Genomic DNA, 19080 nt, shown 5'->3' on the forward strand with positions numbered 1-19080 from the left:
TTTATTTACACAGAAATGCTTGTCAGAAATGACCCGAACTTATTATAATGGAGGTGGAAAATGAAGAAAAAGAAAAGTGGCAGAATATCGAATCAGAATAAAAAGCAGATGCAGAAGAAGAGACGGCGGAACCGTGGAGGACGCCGGTTCCGTGTCAACCGGGAGTATAAGGACCGGCTGTTCTGCAAGGTGTTTGAAGACCGGAAAGATCTACTGGACCTGTACAATGCGATGAACGGTACGAACTATACGGATCCGGAAGCGCTGACAGTGAACACGCTGGATTCAGCCGTCTGTATGAAAGCTATGTGGAGACACAGGGGATCCGGATCTACGGCAGAAAACGGATTTCTCTTCCAACGCCCCAGTACGTGATTTTTTACAATGGCACAGATGCAGAAGAGGACAGAAGCGAGATGCGCCTGTCTGATTCCTATATTCAGAAGGATATGGAACCGGCGCTGGAGTGCAGGGGAATCCTGCTGAACATCAATTACGGGCATAATAAGGCGCTGATGGACAAATGCCGGAGACTGAAAGAGTACGCTATCCTCGTCTCAACGGTAAGGGAAAAGCTCGCAGGAGGGAACCCCCTGGAACAGGCGGTTGAGGAAACGGTGGATGAATGTATAGAAAACAATATTCTGAGGGATATTCTTGAGAAGAACAGAGCGGAGGTTATCGGAATGATACTGACGAGTTTTGATCAGGAAGAATACGAGAAGACAATACGGGACGAGAGTTATGAGGACGGACATTCAGATGGATATAAGGAAGGATGTGCAGACGGCTACAATTCCGGCTTTGCCGAAGGCGAAGAACAGCTGCTCCGCCGCATGGTTGAGAAGAAGCTCTCGAAAGGAAAGTCTGTTTCGGAGATAGCAGCAGAACTGGATATGGAAGAAGAGCAGATTCTTCATGTGATAGAAAAGATGGAGAAAGAGTAATATCAGCCGGAAAACCTGGAAAGAATACCGAAAAAGAAAAAAGAAAAGAGAGACAGAAGCCGCACCGAGAGTGACTTTCCATGAAGCCTCCGTGTGCGGTTCCCGTCTCTCTTTTTTCCATTCTTTTCTTATTCCTTCTCTATTCTCCGCTTACCACAATAATATTCCCCCGGGAGGCATACCCGCCTTCCGGCTGCCGGTCTGTGATGATCTGTGCGGAGTCAAAAGCCCCGAAGCTGACCGGGCTGGTCTGGTGAAACTTGCTGCTGTCGCAGAGAACGTATTTCTGGCGGGAGTGCTTCATGGCACATTCCTTGATCAGCGCCTCGTTGATATCCGGTGTGGTAAATCCGGAAGCTTCCCCCACGCCGTTTGCACCGAAAAAGCCTTTGGTAAAATTATATTTCTGCATATAGGCATAGGCTTCATTCCCCACGATTGCCTCTGTGGCGGCTTTCAGCTCTCCGCCGATCAGGATCACCCGGAAACCGTTATCCGAGAGCTTTAAGGCGTGGGAGACGGCGTTGGTCACGAAAACCGCGGACTTTTCTGTAAGGAACGGGATCATATATCCGGTTGTCGTCCCCGCATCCAGATAGACGAAGTCATCTGCCTGAATGAGAGAAGCGGCGTACTGTGCGATCCGCTTCTTTTCTTCGCTGTGGAGAGATTCCCGCATGGAGACTTTTTCGTCTTTTGTGTTAAGCGTTGTCTCTGCCTGGACCGCCCCGCCGAATACTTTGACGAGTGCGCCTTTTCTATGAAGTGCGTTCAGGTCACGGCGGATGGTGGACTCGGAAGCACCGAAATGTTCCGTCAGCTCCTGGACCGTCACGCTGCCCGATGATTCCAGCATGCGGAGAATCTCTTCCTGCCTTGTTTCTGTAAGCATGGTATCCATCCTTTCGCATCGTAAATTTCGTATCTGTCTGATCCCTATTTTACAACGGAACCGGCGGGCAGGCAAGACGGCAGCCTGGCAAATTTCCGGCAGATCGCAGTCCCTTCAATATCAGTCTCTTTGCTCTCAGGCAGTTACCTTCTTTTTCAGAATTCCCAGCAGTACCGCGCCGATTACGGTTCCGACAACGAGGGACACCAGATACATCAGCGGATGTTCCACAACCGGGAACACGAAGATTCCGCCGTGGGGCGCCATCAGTGTACAGCCGAATGCCATGGAGAGCGCTCCGGCAACTGCAGAGCCGATGATGCAGGATGGCAGTACATGGAGCGGATCAGATGCTGCGAAGGGGATGGCTCCTTCTGTGATAAATGCCAGACCCATGATGAAGTTGACCGGACCTGATTCGCGCTCTTCTTTCGTAAATTTATGCCTGAAGAGAAGTGTGGCAAGGGCGATCGCGCAGGGCGGAACCATGCCGCCGATCATGACGGCTGCCATGATGTCGTAGTTGCCGGCTGCGATGGATGCTGTACCGAATACATATGCTGCCTTGTTGAAAGGACCTCCCATATCGATGGACATCATGCCTGCCACGATGATTCCCAGGAGGATCTTGCTGCTTCCGCTCATGTTTGTCAGGGCAGTGTTAAGCCCCGTGTTCAGCGCGCCGATAGGCGGCTCCACAATATACATCATGATCAGTCCCATGATCAGGATACCGAAAACGGGATAGAGCAGTACCGGGGCGATTTTCTCGAGGGCTTCCGGAAGTCTGCTGAATATCTTCTTCAAAAGCTGAATCAGATAACCTGCCAGGAAACCTGCCAGAAGGGCACCGAGGAATCCGGATTTCCCGTTTGCCGCAATCATACCGCCGACGAATCCCACCGCAAGGGCAGGCCGGTCGCCGATACTCATGGCGATGAATCCCGCCAGTACCGGGAGCATGAACCCGAATGCCAGATCACCGATCCCTTTCAGAGCAGCCGCCACCGGGGTAATCGTACCGAAGCTGGAGCGCATCTCGTCAGACAGAGAGTTGATGTCCACGCTGAAACCATCGATCAGGAATGCCAGGGCGATCAGGATTCCTCCGCCTACCACGAAGGGTAACATATGGGAAACGCCGTTCATGAGCTGGGTATACAGCTTATGCCCTGCACCGCCGGAGCTTTTTGTCTCGCTCTGTGTGGATGGACTGCCCGCCTGGTAAACGGGTGCATCCCCTTTCATGGCTCTCTCGATGAGCTGGTCTGCCTTGCTGATGCCGTCGGATACCTGGCACTCGATGAGTTTCTTCCCGTGAAAACGGTCCATGGGTACCTGGGCGTCCGCGGCCACGATGATACAGTCGGCATCTTTGATTTCCTGATCGGTCAGCACATTTTTGGCTCCGCCGGATCCGCGGGTCTCTACTTTAATAAAACATCCGGCTGCCTTTGCCGCTTTCTCCAGTCCTTCCGCCGCCATATAAGTATGGGCAATTCCGGTGGGGCAGGAAGTGACTGCCAGAATCCTGCATTTCGGGGCAGGAGTATCGGAAGATTCGGCCGCTGTGCCTTCTGTCTGGGCTGCAAGCTGTTCATCGATGTCCGGTTTCTCCTGATCCGCCTTATCTACAATCTCAAGAAATTCATCCACGGAGGATGCGTTTTTCAGACTGGTAACAAAGGACTCGTCCATGAGCAGCATGGAGAGTTTGCTCAGTACGTCCAGATGTACGTTGTCCTTTGTGTTCGGGGCTGCAATCAGGAAAATCAGATGTACCGGCTGGCCGTCCAGGGAGTCGAAATCCACGCCGTCAGGGATGACCATCGCTGCAAGTCCCGGTTTGATGACGGCATCGCATTTCCCGTGAGGAATGGCAATTCCCTCTCCGATTCCTGTGGTGCTCTCTTCTTCTCTGTGATAAACTTCCGCCCGGTAGGCTTCCTCATCCCGTATCTTTCCGCTTTTGACCATCAGTGCAACCATCTGGTCAAGAGCCTCGTTCTTGGATGAAGGTGAGCCGTTTAACATAATACTTCTTCTGTCGAGCAGTTCTGTGATCTTCATATTCTTTCTCATCCTTTCTCAGATATAACAGAAACAATGCCGGTTCCGGAGATCATAAGGTCTGATACAGTTTCAGGATCTCGTCCTTTGTGGCAAGAAGTTCTGAAAATGCGCTGGCGCTTCCGGCGCTGATTCCCATTTTAAAGGCGTGTCCGTAATCGTTCTTTTCCGCCCAGCCTGCAAGAAATCCGGCGACCATGGAATCGCCCGATCCGACGGCGTTGACCAGTTTCCCTTCCGGAACCGGCAGGGAATGTACCTGCTGATTTTCATCCAGGAGGACAGCACCTTTTCCGCCCATGGAAACAAGGACATTGCGGGCGCCCATTTCCTGGAGCTTTGCTGCGTATGGGGCAACGTCGTCCCGCTCCTGAAGTGTGACGCCGAAGAGTTCGCCCAGTTCGTGGTGATTCGGCTTGATTAGGAAGGGATGGTATTTCAGGACATTCAGAAGCAGATCCCCGGTGGCGTCCACGACAAAGACGATCCCCTTTCCATCCAGACGCGCCATAATATTGCTGTAAATGGAATCCGGTATGCTGGCGGGGATGCTTCCCGCAAGGACAAGCGTATCTCCGGATCTGAGCTGATCCAGCCGCTCCAGAAGCCGGTTCAGAGCCTCTGTGCTGATATCCGGTCCTCTGCCGTTGATCTCTGTTCCGTCAAATTCCTTCATCTTGATGTTTATTCTGGAAAATCCTTTTCCCACGTCGATAAACTCGCTCTGAAAACCAAGTTCCCGCACTCTGCGTATAATTTCATCGCCTGTAAATCCGGCTGTGAAACCAAGCGCAGTGCTGTCAATTCCAAGATTTTTCAGAACCGTTGACACGTTGATGCCCTTTCCGCCGGGGAGCATCAGCTCGGATACGGTCCGGTTTGTGCTGCCGAGCTGAAAGCCTTCTGTTTCGACGATGTAATCCAGAGACGGATTAAATGTAACCGTGTAGATCATGATTTGTACCTCCTGTATTTGATAGTTATATTATAGATTCATATTCGATCAAAATCAATCATATTAATTCACAATATTCGAGGAAGCTAATTGTATAAAATTCACAAACGTTCAAAAACATTCAAATAAAAGCAAAAAGGATGGACAAGCAACACGGTCTTGTATTCTTATCATGCCTTTTCCTGGTTATTTCATACATATACAGGTGCGTTGGGCGAAGATTTTACAGAAACAGGTTATATACAGGAAAAAATCCACAGATGAGGGAAATGCCGTCATATGCGGCATTCCCTCATCTGTGGATTTTTTCGGGATAACGGTTCTGCAGGTGGATCGGTTCTGCGGGGGAATTAGTTCTGCAGGAAAATTAGTTCTGCAGGGAAATTAGCTCTGCAGGGAAATCAGTTTTGCCGTCCCGAAATATTCCGGGCGGTGAAAATCCGGTTCCTCCGTCAGAACCGGCGACCAGGAGGCATAGTGCTCTTTTCCGGCAGTTTCGCATATTTTATAGAAGTTGCAGGTGAAACGGCTGCCTTTTCCTAAGGAAAGAGGGCCGTATATGCTTTCCAGAACTGTCAGCGGAATATAAAGAGAAATGCTCCAGCGGTCTTCTTCAATCTGTGCTCTGCGGCGGATCTTTTTCATCTCATTTTCCGGAAGAGGCGTCCTTCTCCGGCGCCCTGTGCCGGACTCCGCAAGAAGCGCTCCGTTGGAGTTTATCTCAAAATTCACGTATACGGGGGCCGGGCTGTCCGGTTCGCCGCCATTTTCGGGAGTGAAGTTAAAGAACGCCTCTACTGTACTGTCCATGCAGACAGGAGACTGGTCTTCTGTGTAAGTGCGCAGCGGATCGGATTCCATGCAGACCATTTTCAGATAAAATCCGTCCCCGGGAATCAGTCCGATATAACCGTAAGTCTCCGGGATTGACTGTGTCCCCCAGAGCAGATGCGTGATGCGAAAGGGCGGAGCGGACTCAAGCTGTCCGGGATTATCAAGAATTCTTACTTCCATGAGAAAATACTCCTTTTGTTCCTATATATATTTTCTGATTTGATTTTTCGCATACGATTTTACTGAATCCTGTCAGAGAAGTCAATAAAAAGCAGCAAAGAATCGTGCCGGAGTCCCTTGTTAAACTTGAGACATTTTTCGGAGAAAAATTCAGCTGATATTGTTTTTCTTTGCATACAATAAACACAAATGCATGAGAAAAAGCAGGAAACGGATGTGGATAAAACCGCAGATTTTCGTGTGGATGTGGAAAACTCTGCGGAAACCGTCCGGTTAAGAAAATAACGATTGTTGACATTTTCGATTTTCGTGGCAGACTGAATGATAGAAAACAAAAGGAGGAAAGAGCAATGGGACTTCACGCAATCGATGAAGCAAAACGCTGTCTGAACTGTAAAAAACCGAGATGCCGGGAGGGCTGCCCGATTCACACGCCAATTCCACAGATGATTCAGATGTTTCTGGGAGGGGAGATGAATGAGGCGGCAGAGATGGTGTTCGAGAATAATCCGCTCTCAGTGATCTGTTCTCTTGTATGCGATCATGAGAAACAGTGCGAGGGACACTGCGTGAAAGGAATCAAGGGGGAACCTGTTCATATTTCCTCGATTGAAAACTACATTTCCGACACCTGCTTTGACAAGATGCAGTTGAAAAAACAGCCCTGGAACGGCGGAAGGATCGGCGTTGTGGGAGCAGGCCCGGCGGGAATTACGATTGCAATTCTGATGGCCTGCCGGGGATACAAAGTGACCATATTTGAGATCCGGGAGAAGATCGGCGGGATCATGCGCTACGGGATTCCCGAGTTCCGTCTGCCCAAATCGATCCTGGACCGTTACTATAAGAAAATGCGGGAACTGGGGATTCTTTTCCGCCCCAATTTTGCTCTGGGCGGCTCTACCGGCGTGCATGATCTCCTGAAGGACGGTTATGATGCTGTGTTCATCGGCACAGGGACCTGGAGACCGTACAGGCTGAATATACCGGGAGAAACCTTTGGAAACGTTCACTATGGGATCAACTATCTCAACAATCCGGACGTCTATGAACTGGGCGACCGGGTGATCGTCATCGGAGCCGGAAATGCCGCCATGGATGTGGCGAGAACCGCTATCCGGAAAGGGTCCCGGTATGTGACGGTTTACTCTGTAACCGAGGTGCCTGCCGCTTCTCCCAAAGAAGTGGAGTATGCGAAGATTGACGGCGTACAGTTTGAGTTCCTGCAGACGGCGATTGAGATCAGGGACGAAGGCGCTGTAATATGCGATGTGGAATGGACGGAAGACGGGCAGATGGTGAAGCATGAGGAGACGGCAAGGCTCGTGCCCGCAGATACCATCATCATCTCCATCTCCCAGGGCCCCCAGGACCGGATCGTAAACCGGGACAAAGAGCTTCAGGTAGATGACAGGGGCCTTCTGAAAACAGATGAGAAAGGCGAGACAACCATGGAAGGAATCTTCGCCTCCGGGGATGTGGTAACCGGGGCGAAGACCGTGGTAGAGGCGGTCCGGAGGTCCAAGATGATCGCAGATGCCATGGACGAATATATAAGAAGTAAGAAGTGAAAAATCTGTCTTTCGTGTATGGATGACGTCCATCCCGGAGAACGTATCATAACGCAGACCCGCTCCGCTCTACCTCGACTGTTGGAATGTCTGTAACGCCAAAGAATATGCTCGTGCAATGGTACTCCCATATCCTTTGGCTAACAGACAGAACCAACGATTCTCGGAACGCTCCCGCTTGAAGGTCTGCTTATATGATACGTTCTCCGGGATTACGTTCATCTATACAGAAAGAATCTGGTTTTTCTCAGCAGGATTAAACTTTCTGCAAAACTGTCTTTCCGGCTTGGATAACATCCCTCCCGGGGACGAAGCTTATCCATACACGGAAGACAGATTTTTACCAGTCCACAGATTGAAGCTTGGCAGGGGTATCTTTTTGTGTTATTGTTTTATTATCCTGAAGCGAAGGGCGTTCTGCCCGGTTTACGGCACAGGATGGGGGATCATTTACATTTTTGTATCAGGCTCCGGATCGGGGCAGAATTCATAGTGGAAACTAAGATATTGAAACTGAAAACCGAATTGTTTATACTAAAGGAGAAACATGGACAGAGGAAAATTACAGTGGCATCCTGCGTTCAGTGCTGCCCTGCGGATCTCTCTGCAGGATGAGATGCAGTATCTGGAGATGCGGGAAGAATATCTGTTGAGCAAAAAGCCTCCGCAGATAGACGTTCTGATTATCCGGAAACTCCGTGATGTTCCGCTGAAAAAGTCAATCAGCAGGATATTCCGGGGACACAATATTATTGAATACAAAGCTCCGGATGATTATCTGAGTATTAATGATTTTTACAAAGTGTACGGATATGCCTGTTTTTATCAGTCAAATACAGAGCGTGTAAAAGAAATTGACCCGGAAGAACTGACAATTACTTTTGCGTGCAGTCATTATCCCGGGAAGATGCTGAAGCATCTTTCTGAGGTCAGAGGAATACATACAGAATGCCGTGAAAAGGGAATCTATTACTTAACAGGAGATCCGATTCCCATGCAGCTTCTGATTACCAGGGAACTTGCGCAGAAAGAAAACTACTGGCTGCAGAATCTGCGGTCCGATCTGAAGGCAGGACCCGAAATCAGGAATCTGATGGCTGCGTATGAGAAAAACAGGCACTCAAAGGACCATGAGGCAGTGATGAATCTGATCACACATGCCAATATGGAACAGATGGAGGTGGAAAAGAAGATGTGTGATGCGTTAAGGGAATTGTTTGCAGATGAGCTGAAAGAGGCGGACGAGAAAGGCAGAGCCGCGGGAATGGAACTGGCAAAGCGTGTTTTCAATCTGTCCTTTCAGGGAAAGTCTGAAGAAAATATTGCCGAGCAGTGTGAGATTACAGTTGAGCAGGTGAAGAAAATACTGGAACAGATAGAGGGGGAAAAGAAGACGTGTGATGCGTTAAGGGAATTGTTTGCAGATGAGCTGAAAGAAGCGGATGAGAAAGGCAGAGCCGCGGGAATGGAATTGGCAAAGCGTGTTTTCAATCTGTCTTTTCAGGGAAAGTCTGAAGAAGATATTGCCGAGCAGTGTGAGATTACAGTTGAGCAGGTGAAGAAAATACTGGAATAGATGGAGCTGGAAAAGAAGACGAGTTAGAGCTGACCGAGGAGAACGTTCAAATGCTTATAGATAAGATAAAATGCAGTAGAAAAATCCTGTAACTGGTATTTGAAACTGAAACCCGAATTGTGTATACTAAAAGATACTTCAGATAGGTATTCTGATTGAAACTGGAACCCGGAGGGAGCACTATGACCATCAAGGAAATCGCGCAGCTTGCAGGCGTTTCAAGCGCAGCGGTGTCGCGATATTTAAATGGCGGATATGTCAGTGAAGAGAAAAAAGAACAGATTAAGAAGGTGATTGAGGAGACCGGTTATCAGCCGTCGGCCCAGGCAAGAATCCTTCGGACAAAGAAGGCGTGCCTGGTAGGGGTTGTCGTTCCCAAGATCAATTCCGAATCTATCAGCCGCGTGACAGCGGGGATTGAACAGGTTCTTTCCAGGCGAGGCTATCAGATGCTCCTTGCCAGTACGGACAATGACCCGGCAAAGGAGATAGCTTATCTTAAACTTTTCGAAAACTATCCGGTGGACGGTATTATCCTGATCGGTACAGTCATTACGGCAGAGCACAGGAAGTTTCTGAAGAATTCCAGAGTTCCGGTAGTGGTGGTGGGACAGTACACGAAATACGCCAACTGTATTTACCACGATGATTACGGAGCGGGAAAAGCCATGGGAAAACTGGTAGCGTCCGCTGTGAAGCCGGATGCCGCATCCGGAGAAAAGGCGCAGCAGGAACGAAGCAAGGTTGCCTATATCGGAGTCACCCGGGAAGACCGGGCGGTTGGCGTGTCAAGGGAAGAGGGATTCCGTGCCGGGCTGAAATCGGAGGGCATTGAGCTGGATGCAGAGTATGTGCGGCAGGCGGAGTTTACTATGGACAGTGGCTATCGGGCGGCGCTGGATCTTCTGACAGAGAAACGGGATATCGGGATTCTGGCCTGTGCAACGGACACCATTGCGGCGGGAGCTATCGAGGCAATCCTGACTTACAGTAAAAGCCGGGTGCCGGGGACGGTGAAGGATTCCGGAGGACGGATGCAGTATATTCTGGAAAATTTCCGGATCCGGGTTACAGGATTCGGTGACAACCAGTTTCTGAAGGCGGTCACAGGCGGGATTCCGACGGTTCATTTCGGGTATAAGACAAGCGGGATTCGCGGTGCGGAACTTCTTCTGGATGTGATCGAGAGAGGCGAGAAGATCCCGGTTGAAATGAAACTGGGATTCCGACTGGTAAACGAAAAAATAAATATAAAAAATAATAAATGAGTAAAGAAAAGAATAAGCGAATATAGAAAATGATAAATTAATATAGCAACAGATATATAGGATCAGACATTTGAAGTAAGGCAAAATAATAGGAACGGGCTGTCTGTTATTTCAAGTTTATGAAGCTTGGAATGACAGGCAGTTTTTTTACATATATGAGAAAACGGCTGCGTGAAAAGATAGAATTCCGCGCCCGGGGGCATACTAAAGAGAAAGAATCCGAAGGAGGAAGAATATGAAGCATGAGATAAGTGAAGGGATGCTTGCAATTTTCCGAAAGAAGATGATGGAAGAGGAAAAGGCAGCGGCTACAGTGGAAAAATACACAAGAGATGTGGGAGCATTTCTGAAATATGCGGAAGGCTCCGGCGGAGTGGACAAGGAGCTGGTTCTTACCTATAAAAGTTCCCTGGCGGAAAAGTATACGCCGGTGAGTGTAAACTCCATGCTGGCAGCACTCAACTGTTTCTTTAAAAAGACAGGCTGGTTCGACTGCACGGTAAAGCTCCTCAAGATTCAGAAGGAATCTTTCCGTGCGCAGGAGCAGGAACTGTCAAAGAGTGAGTACCTGCGCCTGCTCGGCGCCGCAAAGGATCAGAAAAACGAACGGATATATCTTGTAATGGAGACAATATGTTCCACAGGGATACGTGTGAGCGAACTGAAATTTATTACAGTTGAGGCACTGGAAAGCGGGAGGGCGCAGGTGGCGCTAAAAGGAAAGACAAGAACTGTACTTCTCCCTTCTGCACTGCGAAAAAAACTCCGCACATATGTGAAGGAGAAGGAAATCAGAAGCGGAAGCATCTTTATTACAAGAACGGGGAAACCCATGGACCGGAGCAATATCTGCCATGCCATGAAGGCGCTCTGCGAGAAGGCGAGGGTGGCAAAGGAAAAAGTATTTCCCCATAATCTGCGCCATCTGTTCGCCTGCACTTTCTATAAGGTAAAGAAGGATCTGTCCCGTCTGGCGGATGTCCTGGGACATTCGAATGTGAATACTACAAGGATCTATACACTTGTGAGTGGAAAAACACAGATGAAACAGATCGAGTCGCTGGGGCTTGTGACCTGAGGGGATGTCTCCCGGCGGCCGGCAGTGAGGCACAAAAAAACCACATAATGTTTATTATGTGGTAATAAAGCCCCGTTATTACATATGTATCTCTGAATATCGGCTACATTATAACAGATAGATTTTTAAAATGCAATAAATTTTCGCACAAAAACAAGACCTTTGTGTAAAAGGTTTGTAAACTTTCCGGGAAAGTTGCGATTCTTCATTTTAAAGGGCAGGAGCAAAGATAAAAACAGTCTCCTGCTCTGTTTTTCCGTTCCATTTTTTCACAGATCCATTCAAAAACAGCAGATCATGATCCGTTCGGAGCCTGTACCAGACATTATGCCAGAAAGACATTTACCACATAATAAACATTACGTGGTAACAGAGGGGAGAATGACGTTGTTTATTATGTACCGTCATATTAGCGCCAGGTACAGCGGCGCTGCCTGCATAGGCAAAACAGGCGCCTGTCCGGATGAACCGGGTGAGGGGCCTCGAAGCTGTAACAGAAACTAAGAATGGAGAGTGCAAAATGCGAAAAAGAGTGAAAAAACCCCTGGCATTGCTGATGGCGCTCCTGATGATGCTGACGATGTTCGGCAGTCAGGTATTTGCGGAAAGTACTGCGCCAGCCGATGCTGCAGCGGCAGTGCAGGGGGAAGAGGGCACCGCAGGAAATGACGATGATGCCGGAAATGCTGAGATCGACAGCACTGCGGGAACTGCAGCACAGGATGCCGGGGACGGCAGTCAGGATGCGGACACTAAAAGTGCGGAAACCGCAGGTACGGTCGAGTATGTGCCGGAAGAGCAGCCCAACGGCGTGACTGTGAAAGCATATGCGGCAGAGGGCGTGCTCCCGGACGGCGCAGTGATGAAAGTCACCATGCTGGACGCTGAGGGAGATACCGCAGACCAGTACAATGAGGCGGCTGCAGCTCTGGAGGAGAGCGATGTGGACTACGCCGGATTCCTGGCAATGGACATCAGCTTCTACGATGCAGAAGGAAACGAGATCGAACCTGAGGACGGCGCGGTGAACGTGCAGTTTGAGGTGGACGAGTCTCTGCTCCCGGAAGAAGCCGAGGCGGATACACTGGCGGTACAGCACCTTGCGGAGACGGAGGACGGAATCCAGGTTGAGACTGTGGCTGATGCGGCAGATGTGACCGATGGAACTGTTGCAGTTGAAGGCAAGGCTGTGACGGCGGAGTTCAGTGTGGAGAACTTTTCGTACTTTACGATTACGTGGGGATCTGATTGGTCGTGGAGTGATTATTTTCAGATAACTGTTCACTATGTGGATACAAATGGAAATGAGCTTACTGTAGATTCCGGTCAAACGGTGCAGAATATCAACATTAGCGGTGTATCAGATGGTAGGTCAAAAGCGTATAAATTTGCAGATTACGAAAGAACTATATCAGGATACAACTATATAGGAGCAAAATACAGCCAGAATGAGAATTTTTCAAATGCGCAGGATGTTATCCGGATGGTAGCAAGTCAGAATACTACTTCCTCTGGCGGAGGGTGGGGGTCTGGCAGTAAAACAACCCGCTACTTAAAATTTTATAATTCCGAAAGCGGAGCACAGAATCTTATTGCTACTCTGCAAGAAGATGACAGGTGGGCACAGTCAGCCCATATCTACCTCGTCTATGAATCAAACGGCTCCGGCGGAGGAACCGGAGGCGGTGGTGAGACGATCACAAACGCCAGTGTAACGACTGGCAAGACGGCTGTTCTGAAGGACGATGAATCAGGCAACTATGATCTGACGCTTTCGATCAGCGGGGACAGAGGACAGGCAGACGGTGAGGATGTAAAGGTTGATATTCTGTTTATTCTCGATGAGTCCGGAAGTATGGATTACAGCCTTTATAGTGACAATGATGCTGGGTGGGGCGACAGCCGCATGGATCTCCTTAAGGAGGCAGTAAGGGGTCTTATCACTACGGTTGAGTCAAATGATGATATCGATGCAAGATACAGCGCCGTTTCTTTTTCCAGATCACAGTATAGGGATCAGGTCGGGTGGACGAGCGCAAATGGTGTCAGAACATTTATAAATGATCTGGACCCGAATGGCGGAACGAACTACCAACAGGGTATTAATGATGGAAAACAACTTTTAAATAGTAAGCGTACTGGCGCATTGACTTTTGTTATTTTTGTGTCGGACGGTGAACCTACATATCGTGGTGTTGATGTAACGAACTATACCGGAGATAATGAAAATGGGAACGGGCAGAATGACAACGAAGGAAAGAATATTGCGGCGGCTGTTGAAGAAATCGGCTCAATGTCTTCTGACTATTTTTATGCGATCGGTATGGGACCGGAGTTCGGACAGGATAAAGATTGGTGGGGAAATGTTACAGATAAGCAGGGAACCGTTAATCTAAAGAGTCTGGCTAATGCCGTAAATGCAAAATATAAGGGCGACAGCAACGTTTATTCGGCGAACGATACAGCCGGGTTGGAAAAAGCTTTTTCTGACATTGCATCCAGTATCAGTTTCTTCGCGGCGGAAGATGTGACAGTTACGGATCAGTTGAGTAATTACGCTGACATCGTTCTTAATGCGGACAATGCAGCAGAATTTACTATTACCGTTTCCCGTGACGCGAGAGATGAAAGCAGTGCGAATACCTGGACGACAGAGACTCCGGTAACAAGCGAAGGAAATCTGACGTTCCAGAATAGGGATGGGGAAAACGTAATAGCGACAGTTAAATATGATTCTTCAAAGAAGATAATTACGCTTGATTTCCCGGATGATTATGAACTGGAAGAAGGCTACATTTATTCAGTCAGTACGGTGATAACTCCGAGTGAAGCGGCTGTGAATGCAGGAATGGGATCTGACGCAGCCGGTCAGACTCCGGATTCCGGAACAGGAACGCATGCTGAAAAAGGAGAACGGGGCTTCTGGAGTAATGTGAATGAAAACGCAAAGGTGACATTTACTGCAAATGGTGAAGATGGAGAAGAATTTTTCCCGAAACCGGTTATTCAGGTTCAGAAAGTCCCGACAGGCAGCCTGACAGTCACAAAAGTATTTGCTGGAATTGATGCTGAGGATTCAGATGTAATAGGTACAAGTGAATTTACTTTTACCATCGAAAAACTGAAGGAAAATAATGAAGGAAACCTTGTTGTTGATACGGACTTTACAGATACAGAACTGGGCTTTACAGACGGCGTAAAGACAATCACGATTACCGGAGCTGCTTCCCAGACCATTAGCGGTCTGCCGACAGGACAGTACCGTGTGACAGAAACAGCAGAGAGTATTCCGGAGAGCATCGGCGATTACGTCTATGTGAGCAACAGCATTTCGCCAGAGAACCCTGTAACAGTAGAGAAAGACCAGACGGCGGCAGTAACGGTTACGAATACGTATAACCACAGGGATAAAACACTGACCATTACCAAAAAAGTAGATGGCAATATGGGAGATAGAACCCATGATTTCGATTTTGAACTTACAGTTCTGCAGGAAAATGGTGAACTGCTTACAGCAGATGACTATCGGCAGATTGCAGGGACAGCAGAGAAGAATGAAGCTCCATTGAGTGATTTAGAATTTGACGAAAATGGAAAAGCTGCATTTACTCTGCGGAACAACCAGACATTTACAATTGCAATTCCGCATGGCTGTCAGTATACCGTGGAAGAAGTAAATAATGACGGATACAAAGTAGGAATTAAAGTAACTGCAGGAGACGGCGATGTTGATAATGGGAAACTAACGGGTACGCTTACAGAAAATATATCAGCAACCTTCACAAATGACAGAACTGTCAACCCGCCAACCGGTCTGATCCACACTTCTGCTCCATTCGCAGCGATGATCATCATTGCCCTTGGCGCAGTGGTTATATTCATCACAGGAAGACGGATTCGCAGATAAGCAGTGATGCATACTGCGGAAAGGAACCAGATGGCAGTTAAGAAAAGACGTGTTCAAAGAAAAGGCTCTCCGGCGGCGCCGACAGCAAGGTCGCCGGACAGCCGCAAGAAAAAATCTTCGCATCCTGAACAGACACAGATTATACCGCAGATGTCTTCCGGTATGAAAGAGATTTCAGACCTGTTCAAAGACCTACATTTCCAGAAAAAGATCTTGGGCGGTGTCGATGAGATGGATGTCTGGCGGCAGCTTCGGGAGGTTCAGAAAGAGTATGAAACACTGCTTCGTATTCATGATGAGCAGAACAAAGCACTGCTGAAGGAACGGGATGCAGAGATTCGCAAATTGAAGCGCAGACTTCTGGAGAAAACCGAAGTGAGAGGTGAGACGGTTGAGTAAGCCAAAGGCAGCGGGGAAAAAAGAAAAGAATAAAGCGCCGCTGTCACCGGATGAAGTGATCAAAGGCAGGATGAAAAATCTGGCATATCAGGAAGAGATTATAAGTTTTTTTACAAGGTTAATTACTCTTGCTGTATTGCTCTGGATCATATTCGGAATGGTATTCGGGCTTACACCAATGGAAAATGACGACATGTCTCCCAGAATCAGCGCAGGAGATCTGATGCTCTATTACAGATTGGACCGTGAGTTCATTAGCGATGACATTATCGTTTTTGAAAAAGATGGTCAGCAGTATACGGGGCGTATTGTTGCCAGAGGCGGCGACAGTGTGGAAGTTACAGACGATGCAGAACTGGTGGTGAACGGAGGAATCGTTATGGACAGCGACATTTTCTACTTCACACCAAAGTATGACGAGAATGTGACGTATCCCGTACAACTCGCGGAGAATGAATATTTTGTGCTCTGCGATTACAGGGAGGGCGCAAGGGACAGCAGATATTTCGGTCCCGTCAGCGCCGATGAGATCAAGGGCAAGGTGATCACAGTGATTCGCCGCTCGAATCTCTGAAAAATGAATATCGCAAAGATGAGGGGAGTAAACCAACCGTTTGGGAGGAAAAACCGGAACATCTTTGAGATAGAGACGGCATGAAAATGCAGTCAGAAATAAGCAACAAAAAGTGAAAGAAAGAGGTAAAAAGAATGAAGAGAAAATTATTAAGCCGTGTATCAGCGGTAGCAATGGCAAGTGCGATGATGGTTTCTATGTTTGGGATGACGACATTTGCGGAAGGTGGAGTGCTCGGCGGTGATGGATCTGAAGCGATCACAAATGTTGACATTACTAAGATAGTTACAACAGATGGAAAGAGTTACGCACCGGATGAAACATTTACATTCAAGGTAGAAACCGGAGAAAAAACAACCTACTACGATGAGGTTGTCTACGCGGGTGTCCCGGGAGGTCTTCTTCCTGGAGCCGGTGCTGACTTTGACTCAGATGCAGAGTTGAATAACAGTTATACAAAGATCGGCACCTTAACAACAGACGCATCCGTGTTTGAAGGTCCTGGAATCTATCACTATGTTGTTTCGGAAAATGCCGGAAATTTTGCGGGAATTACATATGACAATGCAGTGTATGATGTTTATCTCTATGTATATGGAAATGGAGACGAAATGTACGTCGGCAATATCGCCACTGTAAAGCAGGGTCAGGAAGGCGGAAAAGCTGACCTTACGTTTACAAATGATTATGGCAAAAATAACGGAAAGCTTCATGACCTGACTGTTACAAAAGATGTAACAGGTAATCAGGGAGATACAGAAAAAGAATTCGAGTTTACTATTACGATTACAGGAGATGAAGACAATGAAAGATTCTATATGGATGTAGAAGGAAGAGTATATACGTTAGTATCAGGAGAAGAGCAGAGCTTTGGTCTGGCAGATGGGGAATCCGCTGTAATCTACGGACTGTCAGAAGGAGATAAATATGTGGTAACAGAGACAGATTATACAGAAACAGACGGTTATACAACATCCGTTAAAGTGAATAATAATGATGCTGCTGAGGCTTTAACTACGGACGAAGTTACTATGGGAGCAGCGGATAATAATGTAGTATTCACCAATAACAAAGAAGTTTCCACCCCCACCGGTATCATCATGAACATCGCTCCGTACATCATCCTTGTAGCCTTCGCAGGAATCGCAGCACTTGTATTCCTTCGCAGAAGAAACCGCGAGTTCTAAGAGCCGCCGGCCTGAATGAACCTGACACATAATTCAGAATGTCAGACTACTTATACTCATTTTATTTAACTCATTTAAAATCAGTTTAACCCATCCCTGGCCGGTTCTCCGGTCAGGGAAAAACCAGATACCGGCGCATGCCGGTAAATATCAGCGAACCTGATACAACACCCGGAGAGGAGGCCCACATCTTGAGAAAAGCAGCGCTTGCGGCAAAGGCGGGAAACAGAGTGCTCGGCATAATAGCCGGACTTCTGATCCTGGTGATGCTTCTCTACGGAGCCTACTCTCTCTGGGATACGGCGATGGTCTATGCCGGGGCATTTCTGGACGACGATCTTCTGCAGTACAAGCCTACCGGCGAGGGGGAGGACAACCCTACACTGGAAGAGCTCATGCAGATCAATCCCGACGTCCGGGGATGGCTGACCATCGATGACACGAATATTGATTACCCGGTTGTCCAGGGCGAGACAGACATGGAATATGTCAACAAAGATGTATACGGAGAGTTCGCGCTCTCCGGTTCCATCTTTCTGGACAGCGAGAACAGTCCGGATTTTACGGACAGCTACAGCCTGGTCTACGGTCACCATATGAGCAACGGTGCGATGTTCGGTGATGTCGTGGAGTTTGTAAACGAAGATTATTTTGAGGGGCATATAACCGGTACGCTTTATCTGCCGGACAGCACATATGAGATTACCCTGTTTGCCTGTGTGGAGGCGGATGCATCAGATTCGCGTATCTACAGCCCGCAGTTGCAGAACAGTTCCACTCTGGACAGTTTTCTTTCCTATATAAAGGAAAAGTCCGTGCAGTACAGGGACGTCGGGGTATCACCGGAGGACAGGATTATCGGACTGTCCACATGTGCGGAGGCAGTGACCAACGGCCGCGTCGTTGTCTTTGGTCTTCTGAATCCGAGAAGCTGAAGCAGAAAAAGCCATCCGGAAACAGCACAGGAAGGGGGTGCTTTTCAGAAAAATGATTCGAAAATATAAAAACAGATATATGGGATTTCTCCTCTCGTTTCTTTTTGCCTTCCTGCTGATACCGGGAATGGCGAAAGCGGAGGGATATTCCTGTACGGTTTCCGTTCCGGTGGAGGTGACGCTGGAAGGAGAGTCGGCTCCGAAGGAGAACTTTACGGTGGTGATGGAAGCTGCCGCAGAGAATACGCCGATGCCGGAAGCCGCGGAGCAGAATGTTGAAAACAGCGGAAAGGTCCAGTTTGGTCCGGTCACTTACACAGCGCCGGGAGATTATCAGTACGTTGTTTCCCAGAAAGCGGGAAATACTGAGAATTTCACTTATGACGATACAGTGTACACTGTGACGGTGCGCGTGGTAAATGACGGAGCGGGCGGTCTGACCGCCGAGATCTGGGCGATTGTGGACGGAGAACAGAACAAGACGGACAGAATTGTATTTAACAACAGATACGAGGCTCCGGCAGCTCCGGAAAAACCGGCAGAACCTGCGAAGCCGGCAGAGCCGTCAAAGGACAATGTTCAGACCGGAGACACGCTGAACCTGACACTTCTGATCGCAGTGATTGCCGCTGCGGCAGTAGTGATCGGCATTACGGCGGCGTGGAAGATCCGGAAGAAAACATCGGAGATTGAATAGACAGAATATA

16 protein-coding genes are annotated in these 19080 nt (G+C 48.4%); 12 read left to right on the plus strand and 4 right to left on the minus strand.

The genetic code is table 11. From position 1 onward, the window contains the following. The first annotated feature begins 60 nt into the window (after nucleotides 1-60). Nucleotides 61-375: a hypothetical protein gene (locus B5F07_RS12380; RefSeq protein ID WP_087161602.1), complete on the plus strand. Its 315-nt coding sequence runs from the start codon at nucleotides 61-63 to the stop codon at nucleotides 373-375. Then, nucleotides 309-947 (plus strand): hypothetical protein, encoded by a 639-nt coding sequence (locus tag B5F07_RS12385; protein ID WP_140398013.1) that lies wholly within the window; start codon nucleotides 309-311, stop codon nucleotides 945-947. The genes B5F07_RS12380 and B5F07_RS12385 overlap by 67 nt, the downstream gene beginning before the upstream one ends. A 139-nt stretch (nucleotides 948-1086) precedes the next feature. Here B5F07_RS12385 and B5F07_RS12390 read toward each other — a convergent pair whose 3' ends face one another. The 4 genes from B5F07_RS12390 to B5F07_RS12410 all read right to left on the minus strand — a co-directional run bounded on the left by B5F07_RS12390 (nucleotide 1087) and on the right by B5F07_RS12410 (nucleotide 5878). Beyond that, complete coding sequence (locus B5F07_RS12390) at nucleotides 1087-1839, minus strand: DeoR/GlpR family DNA-binding transcription regulator (RefSeq protein ID WP_087161604.1); 753 nt, start codon at nucleotides 1837-1839, stop codon at nucleotides 1087-1089. 135 nt (nucleotides 1840-1974) lie between these two features. Further along, nucleotides 1975-3909, minus strand: coding sequence for a PTS fructose transporter subunit IIABC (locus tag B5F07_RS12395; RefSeq protein WP_087161605.1), 1935 nt, complete (start codon nucleotides 3907-3909; stop codon nucleotides 1975-1977). A 52-nt stretch (nucleotides 3910-3961) separates the two neighbouring features. Beyond that, on the minus strand, nucleotides 3962-4864 hold the full coding sequence (pfkB, locus tag B5F07_RS12400) for a 1-phosphofructokinase (protein ID WP_087161606.1): 903 nt from the start codon (nucleotides 4862-4864) through the stop codon (nucleotides 3962-3964). A 384-nt stretch (nucleotides 4865-5248) separates the two neighbouring features. Further along, nucleotides 5249-5878, minus strand: a complete 630-nt coding sequence (locus B5F07_RS12410) for a carbohydrate-binding family 9-like protein (RefSeq protein ID WP_087161608.1) — start codon at nucleotides 5876-5878, stop codon at nucleotides 5249-5251. Between the two features lie 350 nt (nucleotides 5879-6228). Here B5F07_RS12410 and B5F07_RS12415 point away from each other — a divergent pair, with 350 nt between their 5' ends. The 10 genes from B5F07_RS12415 (at nucleotide 6229) to B5F07_RS12460 (ending at nucleotide 19070) form a co-directional block, all read left to right on the plus strand. Continuing rightward, complete coding sequence (locus tag B5F07_RS12415; protein WP_087161609.1) at nucleotides 6229-7449, plus strand: NAD(P)-dependent oxidoreductase; 1221 nt, start codon at nucleotides 6229-6231, stop codon at nucleotides 7447-7449. A 547-nt stretch (nucleotides 7450-7996) separates the two neighbouring features. Further along, complete coding sequence (locus B5F07_RS12420; RefSeq protein WP_087161610.1) at nucleotides 7997-9025, plus strand: hypothetical protein; 1029 nt, start codon at nucleotides 7997-7999, stop codon at nucleotides 9023-9025. A 182-nt stretch (nucleotides 9026-9207) separates the two neighbouring features. Further along, nucleotides 9208-10293: a LacI family DNA-binding transcriptional regulator gene (locus tag B5F07_RS12425; RefSeq protein ID WP_087161611.1), complete on the plus strand. Its 1086-nt coding sequence runs from the start codon at nucleotides 9208-9210 to the stop codon at nucleotides 10291-10293. Between the two features lie 235 nt (nucleotides 10294-10528). Next, nucleotides 10529-11371, plus strand: a complete 843-nt coding sequence (locus B5F07_RS12430) for a tyrosine-type recombinase/integrase (RefSeq protein WP_087161612.1) — start codon at nucleotides 10529-10531, stop codon at nucleotides 11369-11371. A gap of 520 nt (nucleotides 11372-11891) precedes the next feature. Next, complete coding sequence (locus B5F07_RS12435) at nucleotides 11892-15278, plus strand: vWA domain-containing protein (RefSeq protein WP_140398014.1); 3387 nt, start codon at nucleotides 11892-11894, stop codon at nucleotides 15276-15278. 30 nt (nucleotides 15279-15308) lie between these two features. Then, the gene (locus B5F07_RS12440) at nucleotides 15309-15677 is read left to right on the plus strand and encodes a hypothetical protein (protein WP_140398015.1); all 369 of its coding nucleotides are present in this window, start codon (nucleotides 15309-15311) and stop codon (nucleotides 15675-15677) included. After that, nucleotides 15670-16251: a signal peptidase I gene (lepB, locus tag B5F07_RS12445; protein ID WP_242972518.1), complete on the plus strand. Its 582-nt coding sequence runs from the start codon at nucleotides 15670-15672 to the stop codon at nucleotides 16249-16251. The genes B5F07_RS12440 and lepB overlap by 8 nt, the downstream gene beginning before the upstream one ends. Nucleotides 16252-16385: 134 nt before the next feature. Then, on the plus strand, nucleotides 16386-17438 hold the full coding sequence (locus B5F07_RS12450) for a DUF7601 domain-containing protein (protein ID WP_087161615.1): 1053 nt from the start codon (nucleotides 16386-16388) through the stop codon (nucleotides 17436-17438). A gap of 191 nt (nucleotides 17439-17629) precedes the next feature. Further along, the gene (gene srtB, locus B5F07_RS12455) at nucleotides 17630-18373 is read left to right on the plus strand and encodes a class B sortase (protein WP_087161626.1); all 744 of its coding nucleotides are present in this window, start codon (nucleotides 17630-17632) and stop codon (nucleotides 18371-18373) included. 52 nt (nucleotides 18374-18425) lie between these two features. Then, complete coding sequence (locus tag B5F07_RS12460) at nucleotides 18426-19070, plus strand: Spy0128 family protein (RefSeq protein WP_140398016.1); 645 nt, start codon at nucleotides 18426-18428, stop codon at nucleotides 19068-19070. The last annotated feature ends 10 nt before the right edge of the window (nucleotides 19071-19080 follow it).

This window comes from Lachnoclostridium sp. An169 (assembly GCF_002160525.1).
Taxonomy (GTDB): Bacteria; Bacillota; Clostridia; order Lachnospirales; family Lachnospiraceae; genus Mediterraneibacter; species Mediterraneibacter cottocaccae.

What these genes read in the sequence shown, in the direction of transcription:
- B5F07_RS12380 (WP_087161602.1), top strand. Translation starts at nt 61, where the DNA reads ATGAAGAAAAAGAAAAGTGGCAGAATATCGAATCAGAATAAAAAGCAG.
- B5F07_RS12390 (WP_087161604.1), bottom strand. Translation starts at nt 1,839, where the DNA reads ATGCTTACAGAAACAAGGCAGGAAGAGATTCTCCGCATGCTGGAATCA.
- B5F07_RS12395 (WP_087161605.1), bottom strand. Translation starts at nt 3,909, where the DNA reads ATGAAGATCACAGAACTGCTCGACAGAAGAAGTATTATGTTAAACGGC.
- pfkB (WP_087161606.1), bottom strand. Translation starts at nt 4,864, where the DNA reads ATGATCTACACGGTTACATTTAATCCGTCTCTGGATTACATCGTCGAA.
- B5F07_RS12410 (WP_087161608.1), bottom strand. Translation starts at nt 5,878, where the DNA reads ATGGAAGTAAGAATTCTTGATAATCCCGGACAGCTTGAGTCCGCTCCG.
- B5F07_RS12415 (WP_087161609.1), top strand. Translation starts at nt 6,229, where the DNA reads ATGGGACTTCACGCAATCGATGAAGCAAAACGCTGTCTGAACTGTAAA.
- B5F07_RS12420 (WP_087161610.1), top strand. Translation starts at nt 7,997, where the DNA reads ATGGACAGAGGAAAATTACAGTGGCATCCTGCGTTCAGTGCTGCCCTG.
- B5F07_RS12425 (WP_087161611.1), top strand. Translation starts at nt 9,208, where the DNA reads ATGACCATCAAGGAAATCGCGCAGCTTGCAGGCGTTTCAAGCGCAGCG.
- B5F07_RS12430 (WP_087161612.1), top strand. Translation starts at nt 10,529, where the DNA reads ATGAAGCATGAGATAAGTGAAGGGATGCTTGCAATTTTCCGAAAGAAG.
- B5F07_RS12435 (WP_140398014.1), top strand. Translation starts at nt 11,892, where the DNA reads ATGCGAAAAAGAGTGAAAAAACCCCTGGCATTGCTGATGGCGCTCCTG.
- B5F07_RS12440 (WP_140398015.1), top strand. Translation starts at nt 15,309, where the DNA reads ATGGCAGTTAAGAAAAGACGTGTTCAAAGAAAAGGCTCTCCGGCGGCG.
- B5F07_RS12450 (WP_087161615.1), top strand. Translation starts at nt 16,386, where the DNA reads ATGAAGAGAAAATTATTAAGCCGTGTATCAGCGGTAGCAATGGCAAGT.
- B5F07_RS12460 (WP_140398016.1), top strand. Translation starts at nt 18,426, where the DNA reads ATGATTCGAAAATATAAAAACAGATATATGGGATTTCTCCTCTCGTTT.